We start from the raw sequence: 237 nt of genomic DNA, 5'->3' as shown, positions 1-237 counted from the left end.
AGCTCCGGCCGCCATCGGCTCGCGACGCTTCGGTCCTGCTGCGGCGGCAACAGCCTCCTCGCAGGCCCTCCAGCGCGTTTCGCCGATAGGCGGGCGGCCTTCGCTTTTCCCCTTAGAAAGGAGGTGATCCAGCCGCACCTTCCGGTACGGCTACCTTGTTACGACTTCACCCCAATCACTTGCCCCACCTTCGGCGGCTGGCTCCCTTGCGGGTTACCTCACCGACTTCGGGTGTTG

At 65.4% G+C, this 237-nt stretch carries 1 rRNA gene; it reads right to left on the bottom strand.

Annotated elements, in window-relative coordinates:
- Positions 1-116 precede the first annotated feature (116 nt).
- A 16S ribosomal RNA gene (locus ETC02_RS17420) occupies positions 117-237 on the bottom strand; the annotation flags it as partial.

The organism is Geobacillus sp. DSP4a (genome assembly GCF_013096875.1).
In the GTDB taxonomy this organism is placed as follows: domain Bacteria; phylum Bacillota; class Bacilli; order Bacillales; family Anoxybacillaceae; genus Geobacillus; species Geobacillus thermophilus.
This window is presented reverse-complemented; position numbering and strand designations above follow the sequence as displayed.